We start from the raw sequence: 12,372 nt of genomic DNA, 5'->3' as shown, positions 1-12,372 counted from the left end.
AGGGCACGATCGCTTGGCGCGGCTCCCGTGCGGCCGGCGCGTTCGCAGGGCTGAAGGCGTCAAGCGCGCTTCAGCACCTGCAGCGGGTAGCCGATCAGCTTGGCGACCACATAAGCGAGGATCATTCCCACCGCCAGACCGCCCAACTCCGCGCCATAGAACCACAGCGCCGAATCCGGATCTGGCACCAGCTTGGTGGCGAAGTCGAGACAGAGCAGGATCAGCGCAATACTGACCACCAGAACGACGAAGAGTTGCAGCCGCTGCACCGCGGCCTCGATCCGCGCCATCCGCGCTTCGACATGTTTGTCCGGGACCGGCGTCGTCATAGTGTCCTCGTCTGCTGCGGTGTCCGTTAGTCTAAAGTTCAAGCTGCTCGTCGCCGTGACGGCAAAGCTGCGTAGCACTAGGCTTTGCTGCGTCGCACCGATTTGACTCAACACAAAACAGCCCGGCATGCCTGCCCCGGCGGGACGCTTAGTCCGATCCTGCTATCTCTGCCGCACTGCCCGTTGACGTAGCGCAAATACGCAAGACGGTAAATTTGGGAAACAGGCTGCCCTTATAGCTAATCTAAAGCCGACGTTGCGGCGTGCGCTTGGGGAGCTTGTGATGCACACACCTTGGCAAGCCGCGACCGCGCCGCTGCGCGAGCCCAAAGAGCTGCGCCCGCTGACCGGTAACGAGGCGATCGCCCGTGCCGCCTGGGAAGCCGGCGTCCGCGTTGCCGCTGCCTATCCGGGCACGCCCAGCACCGAAATTCTGGAAAACCTCGCGACCTACCCGGTCGAAGACCTGCACGCGCAATGGTCGACCAACGAGAAGGTGGCGCTCGACGTCGCGATCGGCGCCTCGTTTGCCGGCTCGCGGTCGCTCTGCGCGATGAAGCATGTCGGCCTCAACGTCGCGGCCGACGCATTCATGACGCTGACCTATATCGGCGTGAACGGCGGACTGGTGCTGGTGGTGTGCGACGATCCCGGCATCCACTCGTCGCAGAACGAGCAGGACTCTCGCTACTACGCCAAGCTCGCGACCATCCCGGTGCTGGAGCCGAGCGACGCGCAGGAAGCGTACGAGTTCACCAAGCTCGCCTATGAGATTTCCGAGCAGTTCGACACGCCGGTGATGGTGCGCAGCACGACACGGCTGTCGCACACCCGCAGCACCGTGTCGGTCGGCGAACGCTGTGAGGTGCCGGCGCGAGTGTTCCTGGAGCAGCCGTCCAAGAACGTGATGATCCCGGCGCATGCGCGCGGCCGCCATGTCGCGGTGCTGCAGCGCGAGGACAAGCTCAAGGACTATCTGGCGACGGCCGCCATCACTTCGTGGGAGAACGGCGACAGCAGCTTCGGTATCATCACGGCTGGCACCTGCTATCCCTATGTGCGCGAAGTGCTGCCGAACGCCACCGTGCTCAAGCTCGGCGCGTCATGGCCGCTGCCCGAGACTCTGCTGCGCGATTTCTGCGCGTCTGTCGAGCGCGTGTTTGTCGTCGAAGAGCTCGAACCGATCATCGAGAAGGAGATCGCCTCGCTCGGCATCAAGGTCGAGGGCAAGCGCTTCTTTCCGCGCGCCGGCGAGTTCTCGCCCGAAGTGGTGCGCGCCGGCTTCGTCCAGGCCGGCCTGCTGCCGGCGCCGCCGTCGCTCAACGCCTGGGTGCCGGAGCCGGTGGTGCGCCCGCCGGTGCTGTGCGCCGGCTGCCCGCACACGTCGAGCTACATGGCGGTGCGCGCCTCGGGCGCCCGCGTCGCCGGCGACATTGGCTGCTACACGCTGGCGGTGCTCGATCCCTTGCGCGGCATCGACACCTGCGTGGCGATGGGCTCGTCGATCGGCAACGCCGTCGGCATGGCTAAGGCCGGCGAGACCAAGCCGATCGTCGCCACCATCGGCGATAGCACCTTCCTGCATGCCGGCATCCCGGCGCTGATCGACGCGGTCTACAATCAGGCCGACATCGCCGTGCTGCTGCTCGACAACCACATCACCGCAATGACCGGCGGCCAGGAACATCCCGGCACTGGCAAGACGCTGCGCGGCGAGCCGGCACCGCGGGTCGATTACGAAGCGCTGATCCGCGCCTGCGGCGTGCAGTGGGTCAGGACCATCGACAGCTACGATCTCGCCGGTACGCATCAGGCGCTGCGCGAGGCGATCGCCTATCGGGGCGTCGCGGTGCTGATCTCCAACCGGCCCTGCGTGCTCGATCCGATCAAGATCAAAGGTCCGCCGCTGGAAGTGAAGACCAGCGAGTGCACGGCCTGCCAGTCCTGCATGAATCTTGGCTGCCCGGCGCTGACCTGGAGCGACGAATGGTTCGAGGGCCGGCACCGCGTCAAGATCGATCCGGCGCTGTGTATCGGCTGCACGCTGTGCGCCCAGGTCTGCACCATCGACTGCATCAAGATCGCGACCCCGGCGGTGACGTCATGAACGAGCAGAGCAACATCGCGGCGTCGACGCGCGAGCCGGTCGCGTTCAACGCGGCGCTGGCCGAACCCTTCAACGTGCTGATCGTCGGCGTCGGCGGCCAGGGCGTCATCATGGTGTCGAAGGTGCTGGCGTCGCTGGCGCAGGCGCACGGCTTCGAGGTCAAGCAGAGCGAAGTCCACGGCATGGCCAAGCGCGGCGGCACCGTGTTCAGCCACGTCCGCTTCGGGCCGAAAGTGTGGTCGCCGACCATCGCCAAGGGGGAGGCCGACGTGCTGATCGCGCTGGAATGGGCCGAGGGCCTGCGCTGGCTGCCGCATCTGCGCCGCGACACCGGCGTGTTCATCTGCGACACCAAGCGCATCGTGCCGCCGTTCGCCTGCCGCAGCCGCCGCCCCGGCGCGCCGATGCGCTATTCGACCGAGACCGCCGAGCAGGTCTCGGCCTATGTCTCCGAGGCCTACGCGATCGATGCGACGCGGATGGCCGAAGAACTCGGCAACGACCGCGCCGCCAATGTCGTGCTGCTCGGCGCGCTGTCGACCGTATTGGAATTCTCGCTGCCCGAATGGGAGCGCACCGTCACCAGCTTCGTGCCGAAGAAAACCATCGCGGTGAACACCGCGGCGTTCGAACTCGGGCGCAACTGGATCGCCGAGGCCAAGACGGCGCCGCCGTCCGATATGCCGGCCCGGTCTGCACCTACGCAGACCAACTACACGCCGCGGCTGGAGATCACCGACGCCTGGTGCAAGAGTTGCGAGATCTGCGTCAAGCTCTGCCCCGAGCACTGCCTTGAACTCGACGCCGATCGAATCGCCAAGCTGGTCGCGCCGGAGAAATGCACCGGCTGCCGGCTGTGCGAGTGGCTGTGTCCCGACTTCGCCATCCGAGTTCATCTGGACGCTGAGCAGCCGGCGCTGGAGGCGGCGCGATGAACGCGATCGACCGTTCGCACGCCAAGCCCGCCGCCAAGCTGCTGTCCGGCAACGCCGCCTGCGCCCAGGGCGCGCTCGACGCCGGTTGCACCTTCTTCGCCGGCTATCCGATTACGCCGTCCTCCGAGATCGCCGAACGGCTGTCGGTGCTGCTGCCGAAGGCCGGCGGCGTCTTCATCCAGATGGAGGACGAGATCGCCGCGATGGCTGCCGTGGTCGGCGCCTCGATGGGCGGCGTCAAGGCGTTGACCGCGACCTCCGGTCCCGGCTTCTCGCTGAAGCAGGAGAACATCGGCTACGCGGCCGGCGCGGAGATTCCCTGTGTCGTCGTCAACGTGATGCGCGGCGGCCCCTCGACCGGCATGCCGACGCGGCCGTCGCAGGCCGACATCTATCAGACCCGCTACGGCAGCCACGGCGACTATCCGATCATCGTGCTGGCGCCGGCCTCGGCGCGCGAGATCTACGACGAGACCATCCGCGCTTTTGATCTCGCCGAGATCTGCCGCACACCGGTGATCCTGCTCTACGACCAAGTGATCGCGCAATCGTCCGAGACCGTAGCGCTCGGCGGCCGCGCCCCGGTGCACGCCACGCGCAAATGGGCCAGCGGCCCGCGCGAGAGCTACAAGCCCTATGCGGCGGATGCCGATGGCGTGCCGCCGATGCCGCGCCCCGGCGACGGCTACCGCACCCACACCACCGGCCTGACGCATAGCGAGAGCGGGTTTCCGTCGCAGGACCCGGAGACGGTGACGCGCAATCTCGGCCGGCTCTATGCCAAGCTCGATCACTTCCGCGACCTGATCGACAGCTACGAGGCGGTCCGCTGCGAGGATGCCGAGGTGGTGATCGTCGCCATCGGCATCAGCGCCCGCGCGGCGCGGCGTGCGGTCGATGCTTGCCGCGCCGAGGGCCACAAGGTCGGGCTGTTTCGTCCCATTACGTTGTGGCCGTTTCCGGAAATCGCGCTGCGCGAGGCAACTCAGCACGCCAAGGCGATCCTGGTTCCCGAACTCAACATCGGCCAGCTCCGGCTCGAGATCGAGCGCCAACTCCGCGACCGCCGCGTCGAAGGCCTGCATCTGATCAGCGGCGAGCCGATCACGCCGGCGCAGATCGCCGCCGCTGCGACCAAGCTCGCCACGGAGGTCTGACATGTTCCGCGAAGCGCCGCATTTCGACGTCCGCGACTATCTCCGCAAGGAGATGATGCCGCACTTTCTCTGCCCCGGCTGCGGCCACGGCATGGCGCTGCGCGCGCTGCTGTGGGCGCTGCACGAACTCAAGATCGACCGCGACAAGCTCGCGGTGGTGTCGGGCATCGGCTGCGCCGGCCGGCTGTCGGCCTATATCGACGCCAACACCTTCCACACCACGCACGGCCGGCCGCTGGCCTATGCGACGGGCCTCGCGCTGGCGCGGCCGGATCTGCATGTCGTGGTGATCACCGGCGACGGCGACTGCCTGGCGATCGGCGGCAATCATCTGATCCACGCCTGTCGGCGCAATCTCAAGCTGACCTGCCTGATGCTCAACAACGAGATCTACGGCATGACCGGCGGCCAGGTGTCGCCGACCACGTCGGAGACGCGGCTGACCACGACCACGCCGCACGGCAACACCGAGCCGAATTTCGACGCCTGCGCGCTGGCGATCGCCGCCGGTGCCGGATTCGTTGGCCGCGAGGTGACGCGCCACGTGCCGAAGATGAAGGAATTGATCAAACACGGCCTGCAGCATCCCGGCTTCGCCTTCATCGAGGTGCTGTCCGACTGCACCGAGGTCTACGGCCGCAAGAACGACATGGGCTCGTCGTCCGAGATGGTGATGCGGCAGAAGAGCGAGATGCGGCCCTCGGCGTATCGTGACAGCGTCGACGAGCCGTTCCGCTCCACCGACCTGCCGACCGGCGTGCTCGCCCGCAACGCCCGGCCCGAATACGGCGCAGCGCTGCGTGCGGCGGCGGCCGCGCGCGCCGCCAAGTAACAGGAGCGAGACGATGCCGAAATCCCGGATCGAACTGCGCTTCGGCGGCACCGGCGGGCAGGGGCTGGTGCTCAGCGCCAAGCTGCTCGCCGATGCGCTGGCGCTGGAAGGTCGCCATGTCGCGCAGTCGCAGACCTACGAGCCGACCTCGCGCGGCGGCTTCTGCAACGCCGACCTCGTGGTCGCGGCCGGCGAGGTCGACTATCCGCTGCCGGTGGCGTTTGACCATCTGGTGCTGCTCGACAAGATCGCCGTCAAGCCGTCGTGGCCGCGGCTGAAGGACGGCGCGCTGGTGATCGCCGACAGCCGGCTGTGCCCGGAACTGCCGGACGGCTCCATGCGGCGCTGCCACTTCCCGCTCAACCGCACCGCCATCGAGCTTGGCAGCGAGCGCGTCACCAACATCGTCGCGCTGGGCGTGCTGATCGAGATGACCGGGCTGTGCAAGCGCGCCTCAGTCGAAAAGGTCATCCGCGCCTCGTCACCGCGCGGCTTCCTCGATCTCAACATGGACGCGCTCGCAGCCGGCTACGACCTCGCCAAGGCGCCCGTCGCCGCGGCGGCGTCGTGAGCATGAACTCTCAACAAGCGCAGACTGAACCTCTCCCCGCGCGCGGGGAGAGGTCGACGCGCTCTTGCGCGGCGGGTGAGGGGGCGTCTCCACGAGGCCGAGCCTCAATGCCCGTGTCGCCCCTCACCCCACCCCTCTCCCCGCAAGAGCGGGGCGAGGGAGCTCGCCGTGCTCGGGGCGATCGCGTCGTTCTGCATTCAATCGGAAGACACCGGCTGACCTGTTCACCGCATACCGGGACAGTCCAGTCGGCCACTGACAAGGGATTACTTTGATGGTTGCCCAGGCCGCATTGCGCGAACCCGCCGTCCCCATGCTCGATCCCGCGATCGAGACGATGCCGCGGCCACAGCTTGCGGCGTTGCAGTTCGAGCGGCTGCGCAAGATCGTCGAGCGCGCCTATCGCGACGTGCCGCATTATCGCAGGTCTTTCAACGAAGCCGGCGTGAAGCCCGCCGACCTGAAATCGCTGACCGACCTCGCGCGCTTTCCCTTCACCAAGAAGACCGACCTGCGCGACAACTATCCGTTCGGGATGTTCGCGTTGCCGCGTAATCAGCTGCCGCGTATTCATGCCTCGTCGGGCACCACCGGCAAGCCGACCGTGGTCGGCTACACCAGGACCGATCTCGACAACTGGGCCGAGCTGATGGCGCGGTCGATGGTCGGCGCCGGCATCTCGCCCGACGATATCGTGCACAACGCTTACGGCTACGGCCTGTTCACCGGTGGCCTCGGGGCACATTACGGCGCCGAGCGGCTCGGCTGCACCGTGGTGCCGGCCTCGGGCGGCGGCACCGAGCGGCAGGTTCAGCTCATCACCGATTTCGGCGCCAACGCGCTGTGCTGCACGCCATCCTACGCGCTCAACATCGCCGAGGTCGCCGAGCAGATGGGCGTCAATTTGCGTAACGCACCGCTGCGCGTCGGGCTGTTCGGTGCCGAGCCGTGGAGCGACGCCATGCGCCACGATCTCGAAACGCGGCTCGGCATCAAGGCGGTCGATGTCTACGGCCTGTCCGAAATCATGGGCCCCGGCGTCGCCTGCGAATGCGCCGTCGCGCAGAACGGGCTGCACGGCTGGGAAGATCACTTCCTGTTCGAGACCATCGATCCCGAAACGCTGCAGGTGTTGCCGATGGGCTCGGTCGGCGAGCTGGTGATCACCACGCTGACCAAGGAAGCGCTGCCGATGATCCGGTATCGCACCCGCGACATCACCAGCCTGAACACGGAGCCCTGCGCCTGCGGCCGCACCCATGTCCGCATCATGCGAGTCACCGGTCGCGACGACGACATGCTGATCATCCGCGGCGTCAACGTCTATCCGTCACAGGTGGAGTCGGTGCTGGTCGGCTTCCCCGGCATCGCGCCGCACTATCAGATCGTGCTCACCCGGGAGAAGGCGCTCGACGCCATGACGGTCGAAGTCGAGATCGCCCCGGATGCGCCGCGCGACGAGTCGGCGTTGGCCCGCAAGGCCGCCGAGGTGACGCATCACGTCAAGTCGATGATCGGCGTCACCTGCAAGGTCGTAGTGAAAGCGCCGGGCGAGGTGCCACGCTCGCAGGGCAAGGCGGTGCGGGTGAAGGACCAGCGGAATATTTGATCGGCAGATGCTATCCTGCATCCCGCCTTCTTGAGCTATCCGCGCACGACTCGTCATCCTGAGGTGCTCGCCCGAAGGGCGAGCCTCGAAAGATGTGGCCGCGGGGTGCGCGGCTCATCCTTCGAGGCCCTTTCGACCACGCAAACGCGCGGCCGAACGGGCACCTCAGGATGACGCTTCGACTCGTTGAGCGAACTTCAAAACGACCTACAATCCCAGCACCAGCTTGCTGATGATATCCCGCTGGATTTCCGAGGTGCCGCCGAAGATGGTGTAGGCGCGGCCGTTGAGGTGCTTGGGCACGACGGCGAGTGCAGCTTCGGGGATCGCCGGTGCGGCGTTGAGGTGGTGCAGCGGGCGGGTCGGTTCGACGTATAGGCCGTCATGGCCGATGACGTCGACGCCGAGTCGCGTTACCGCCTGGTAGATTTCGCTGGTCCGCAGCTTCAGCATCGACGACACCGCGCCCGGGTTCTGGCCGTTCTGCAACGCAGACAGCACCCGCAGCTCGGTCATTTCCAGCGCGTCGATATCGACCTCGGCTTCCGACATCCGGATGGCGATGTCAGGGTCCTCGATCGCGCGGCCGGTGGCATCCGACTCCGCCAGTGCCGAGACCTTCTGCAGCGCCTCGCGCATTTTCGCCGAGGCGATGCCGGAGCCGCGTTCGAACTCCAAGAGATATTTGCCGTAGGTCCAGCCCTTGCCCTCGTCGCCGACCCGGTTCGACACTGGAATGCGGACGTCGTCGAAGAACACCTGGTTGACCTCGTGGTCGCCGCCGATGGTCAGGATCGGCCGGATGGTGATGCCGGGGCTCTTCATGTCGATCAGTACGAAGCTGATGCCGTCCTGCTGCCGCGGCTCGTCGCTGGTGCGCACCAGCGCGAACATCATGTTGGCGTGGTGCGCATGGGTAGTCCAGATCTTGGTGCCATTGATGACGTATTCGTCGCCGTCGCGCACCGCGCGGGTCTTCAGCGACGACAGGTCGGAGCCTGAACCTGGCTCCGAATAGCCCTGGCACCAATAGTCCTCGCCTGAGAGAATCCGCGGCAGGAAGTAGTTCTTCTGCTCCTTCGAGCCGAAGCCGATGATCACCGGGCCGACCATCTTGACGCCCATCGGCGACGGCGACGGCACGCCCGCGTGGGAGTATTCGGTCTCGAAAATCCAGCGCTGCGCCGGAGTCCAGCCGGGGCCGCCGTACTCGACCGGCCAGCCGGGCGCGCCCCACCCCTTGCTGTTGAGGGCGCGCTGCCAAGCTACGCCGGTCTCCGGTTCCGAGAACACCGAGGCGTTGAGCTGTTCGGCGCGCTTCATCGCGGGCGTCAGGTTCGCCGCGATGAAGTCGCGAACTTCTTTTTGAAAGGCGAGCTCGGCGTCGCCGAAGGTCATATCCATGTCGATGCCTCGCTTGTGTTACACGCGCCGGCCGCTGAGCGCGGCGTGGCGGCGATAGTGATGCGTGCTGCCACCGAACAGCGTCTCGAACGCCAGCAGGCGTTTGAAGTACGCGCCGACGTCGAGTTCCTCGGTGACGCCCATGCCGCCGTGCAGTTGCACGGACTGCTCGGCGACGAAGCGCGCGCCGTTGCCGATCTTGGCCTTGGCGCCCGAGCAGGCGCGTCCGCGCTCGCTCGGCTCCGCGTCGGCCTTCAGCGCCGCGCGCAGCGCCATCGAGCGGGCTTCATCGACCTGCACCGACATGTCGGTGAGGCGATGCCGGATCACCTGATTGGCCGCCAGCGGCTTGCCGAACTGCTTGCGCACCTTGGTGTAGTCGAGCGTCTTGTCGGTCAGCGTCTGCATCATGCCGACCGCTTCGGCCGACATCGCCGCCAGCGCGCGATCGACCACAGACTCGACCGCGGGATACGCGTCGCTATCACCGCCGAGCACGGCGTCGGCCGGCACGCGCACGCCTTGCAGCGTGCAATTGCAGGCGCGGCCGCCGCCGAGCCGCGGATAGTCCGACATCGTCAGCCCGGCCGCGTCACGCGGCACCAGGAACAGCCGCAGCGAGCCGCTGCCGTTATTCGCCAGCCGCGCCGAGACGATCAGCCGATCGGCCGACGCGCCGTCCAGAACCGCGACCTTGCTGCCGTCGAGCACGTAGTGATCGCGGTCCTTCCGCGCCGTCGTATCGACCCGGGCGAGGTTGGCGCGGGCTGCGCGTTCGGCATGCGCGAACGCGAGCCGCAGTTTTCCTTCCGCGATCTGCGGCAGCAGCGCCGCCTTCTGCTCGTCGCGGCCGTGTTCGGCGACGAGGCCGGCGCCGAGCACCACGGTCGACAGATAGGGTTCGCTGACGAGACCGCGGCCGAACGCTTCCATCAGGATGCCGATCTCGATGGCGCCGCCGCCGATGCCGCCGTGCTCCTCGGCGATCGGCAGCGCCAGCCAGCCGAGATCGGCGAACTGCTTCCAGATCGCCTCGCTGAAGCCGAACGGCTCCTTGGCGTTGTGTTCGCGCAGCTTTGGCGTGTAGGTCTCATTGATGAAGCGGTCGGCGCTTTCGCGCAGCATCCGCTGTTCGTCGCTCGGGGTGAGATCCATCGCCTACACCTTGGCCTGTTTGCGCACCGACGGATGTAGTCCCGACGGATCGACGATCATTCCAAACTCCTGCAGATTGTGAGCGTGACACAGCTGATGCAGCGCGAAAGCCTGGTCGATCGCGGCCGGCTGGCCCTGGATGTCGACCGAGCGGTTGACCGCCTCCTTGGTCATATTCAGCGCGAAGGCGGGCTTGGCGGCGATGCGCTGGGCGAGCGCCAGGGTGAAGGCGGATAGTTCGGCCGCGGGGACCACATGATTGACCATGCCGAGCTGATAGCCGTCTTGCGCGCTCCAGCTGTCGGCGGTGAACAGCAGCTCCTTGGCCTTGCGCGGGCCGAGCTCCCAGGGATGCACGAACCACTCGACGCCGCACACGCCCATTGTCACAACGGGATCGCAGAACTCGGCATTGTCGGCGGCGACGATCAGGTCGCAGGCCCAGGCCAGCATCAGCCCGCCGGCGATGCACTTGCCGTGCACTTCGGCGATGGTCGGCTTGGCGAGATTGCGCCATCGCCGCGTGATCTGCAGATAAATCTCCTGCTCGCGCGCCATCCGTCCGTGTGCGCCCGGCTCGCGGAAACCGCCCCAGGTGCCGACCGGCGGGAAGTCGATGCCGGCTTCGTTCCTGGTGGTGGCGCGCAGATCATGGCCGGCCGAGAAATGCGGACCGTTGCCGGCGAGGATGATGACTTTGACGGCGTCGTCCTGCACCGCGTCGTCGAACGCGGCGTTGAGGTCGTAGGTCATCTGCAGATTTTGCGCGTTGCGCGCCTCCGGCCGGTTCATCACGATCCGCGCGACCGCCGGATCGGGACGTTCGACCACGAGCGTCTCATAGCCGCCCATGCATCCTCCCGTTTCTTGTTGTCCCGGCGCGCGGCGCGCCGGTGATTGTTCCGTGTAGTCTGGCAGGTCGGCCGCGCGACCGCAAATCCGAACTGCTGCGGCAGAGCGCGCTTATTCCGCAGCATGGCGCAGGGGCATCGACATTCGAAATTTTCACCGTTCGCTCACAACCTCCGTCATGGCCGGGCTTGTCCCGGCCATCCACGCCTTTGGTGCATTTCCGTCAGCAAGGCGTGGATGCCCGGCACGAGGCCGGGCATGACGCGTGGGGGCGAAAGTGCCTGACTTGAGACGCTGCATTTTCGGTCAGGCTCGCAGGGTGAAAACAGCGCCTTTGGACGCCGCATCGTCCGATCCACGATCACCCGATCCCGCTTTGAGCCAGAACAATCCGCGCGCCGCGGGAGTATGCGACAGGCGGAGGGCTGTGCGGCCAAGCGCCGGCCAGATTTGATTTTTTCGCTGCGCCGATCCGTGCGATAGGTCCCGGCCCTGTGTTTCCCGCCGAAAGTGCATGATGCCGCAGTTCCGCGTTCCCCCGATGATCCGCAAGCCTGCGCTCGGCCTGATGGCCGCGGCGTTGCTGCTGAGTGGATCGGCGGGCGCGGAGGCGGCGAGCGCGCTGGCGACACTGCCGCGTGATCTGTCGCCGTGGGGCATGTTCACCGCCGCCGACATCGTCGTGAAAGTGGTAATGGTCGGGCTCGCGATCGCCTCGCTGGCGACCTGGACGGTGTGGCTGTCGAAGACCATTGAACTTCGCCGCGAGACCGCGGGCGCCCGCGCGGCGCTGGCTCAGCTCGAGGCCGACATCACGCTGGCCGAGCTGCGCAGCACCGTAGCGCAGGACGGCGTCGGCCAATTGATCCAGACCGCGACGCGCGAAGCGCAGCTCTCGGGCTGGACCTTCGACGACGACTTCAAGGAGCGCGTCGCGCTGCGGCTGGAACGCGCCGAAGCCGCGCTGGCGCGGAAGATCGCGCGCGGCACTGGTGTACTCGCCACCATCGGCGCAGTGGCGCCGTTCGTCGGCCTGTTCGGCACGGTGTGGGGCATCATGAACGCCTTCATCGGGATCTCAGAGGCGCACACCACCAATCTCGCGGTTGTTGCGCCCGGCATTGCCGAAGCGCTGCTCGCCACCGCGCTCGGCCTCGTCGCCGCTGTGCCGGCGGTGGTGATCTACAACTATCTGGTCCGCCAGATCGGCAATTATCGCGCGCTGCTCGGCGACGCTTCGGCACAGGTCCTGCTGCTGGTCAGCCGCGACCGCGGCCGCTCGGCGCGGCTGATGGCGCGCGCGGGGTAGGGGCATGGGCGTGCGGCTCGGCGGACGGCGGCAGCCGATCGAGGACGATCTCGCGCTCGCGCACGAGATCAACGTCACGCCGTTCATCGACGTCATGCTGGTGCTGCTGATC

The 12,372-nt window shown here is 66.9% G+C and carries 11 protein-coding genes and 1 pseudogene; 8 read left to right on the top strand and 4 right to left on the bottom strand.

Annotation, left to right across the window (positions count from 1 at the left end):
• Nucleotides 1–59: 59 nt before the first annotated feature.
• Nucleotides 60–329 carry a hypothetical protein gene (locus tag I5M_RS27470; protein ID WP_022724331.1) on the bottom strand — a complete coding sequence of 90 codons (270 nt, stop codon included), beginning with the start codon at nt 327–329 and terminating at the stop codon, nt 60–62.
• Between the two features lie 283 nt (nt 330–612).
• On the opposite strand from I5M_RS27470, the gene iorA reads away from it, so the two are divergent.
• From iorA to I5M_RS27440, 6 genes are all read left to right on the top strand, one after another.
• Nucleotides 613–2,436, top strand: coding sequence for an indolepyruvate ferredoxin oxidoreductase subunit alpha (iorA, locus tag I5M_RS27465; RefSeq protein WP_031337793.1), 1,824 nt, complete (start codon nt 613–615; stop codon nt 2,434–2,436).
• Nucleotides 2,433–3,371 (top strand): 2-oxoacid:acceptor oxidoreductase family protein, encoded by a 939-nt coding sequence (locus I5M_RS27460; RefSeq protein WP_022724329.1) that lies wholly within the window; start codon nt 2,433–2,435, stop codon nt 3,369–3,371. Before iorA ends, I5M_RS27460 begins: the two co-directional genes overlap by 4 nt.
• Nucleotides 3,368–4,528, top strand: a complete 1,161-nt coding sequence (locus tag I5M_RS27455; RefSeq protein ID WP_022724328.1) for a 2-oxoacid:acceptor oxidoreductase subunit alpha — start codon at nt 3,368–3,370, stop codon at nt 4,526–4,528. The genes I5M_RS27460 and I5M_RS27455 overlap by 4 nt, the downstream gene beginning before the upstream one ends.
• A 1-nt stretch (nt 4,529) precedes the next feature.
• Nucleotides 4,530–5,360: a thiamine pyrophosphate-dependent enzyme gene (locus I5M_RS27450; protein ID WP_022724327.1), complete on the top strand. Its 831-nt coding sequence runs from the start codon at nt 4,530–4,532 to the stop codon at nt 5,358–5,360.
• Between the two features lie 13 nt (nt 5,361–5,373).
• On the top strand, nt 5,374–5,931 hold the full coding sequence (locus I5M_RS27445; protein ID WP_022724326.1) for a 2-oxoacid:acceptor oxidoreductase family protein: 558 nt from the start codon (nt 5,374–5,376) through the stop codon (nt 5,929–5,931).
• A gap of 274 nt (nt 5,932–6,205) precedes the next feature.
• The gene (locus tag I5M_RS27440) at nt 6,206–7,540 is read left to right on the top strand and encodes a phenylacetate--CoA ligase family protein (RefSeq protein ID WP_022724325.1); all 1,335 of its coding nucleotides are present in this window, start codon (nt 6,206–6,208) and stop codon (nt 7,538–7,540) included.
• A 207-nt stretch (nt 7,541–7,747) separates the two neighbouring features.
• On the opposite strand, the gene I5M_RS27435 is transcribed toward I5M_RS27440, so the two are convergent.
• From I5M_RS27435 to I5M_RS27425, 3 genes are read right to left on the bottom strand one after another with little or no spacing between them, the layout of a single operon-like run.
• A complete protein-coding gene (locus I5M_RS27435; protein WP_022724324.1) occupies nt 7,748–8,944 on the bottom strand; it encodes an acyl-CoA dehydrogenase family protein in 1,197 nt (398 codons plus the stop codon).
• Between the two features lie 18 nt (nt 8,945–8,962).
• Nucleotides 8,963–10,099, bottom strand: coding sequence for an acyl-CoA dehydrogenase family protein (locus I5M_RS27430; RefSeq protein WP_022724323.1), 1,137 nt, complete (start codon nt 10,097–10,099; stop codon nt 8,963–8,965).
• Between the two features lie 3 nt (nt 10,100–10,102).
• Nucleotides 10,103–10,951 carry an enoyl-CoA hydratase gene (locus tag I5M_RS27425; RefSeq protein WP_022724322.1) on the bottom strand — a complete coding sequence of 283 codons (849 nt, stop codon included), beginning with the start codon at nt 10,949–10,951 and terminating at the stop codon, nt 10,103–10,105.
• 514 nt (nt 10,952–11,465) lie between these two features.
• On the opposite strand from I5M_RS27425, the gene exbB reads away from it, so the two are divergent.
• Nucleotides 11,466–12,260, top strand: a complete 795-nt coding sequence (gene exbB / locus I5M_RS27420) for a tonB-system energizer ExbB (RefSeq protein WP_022724321.1) — start codon at nt 11,466–11,468, stop codon at nt 12,258–12,260.
• A gap of 4 nt (nt 12,261–12,264) precedes the next feature.
• A pseudogene (locus I5M_RS33960) lies at nt 12,265–12,372 on the top strand (biopolymer transporter ExbD); the annotation flags it as partial.

The sequence above is a fragment of the Rhodopseudomonas sp. B29 genome (assembly GCF_000333455.1).
GTDB lineage: Bacteria > Pseudomonadota > Alphaproteobacteria > Rhizobiales > Xanthobacteraceae > Rhodopseudomonas.
Note: the sequence above shows the minus strand (reverse complement) of the source record. Positions and strands in the feature narration are given on the sequence as shown.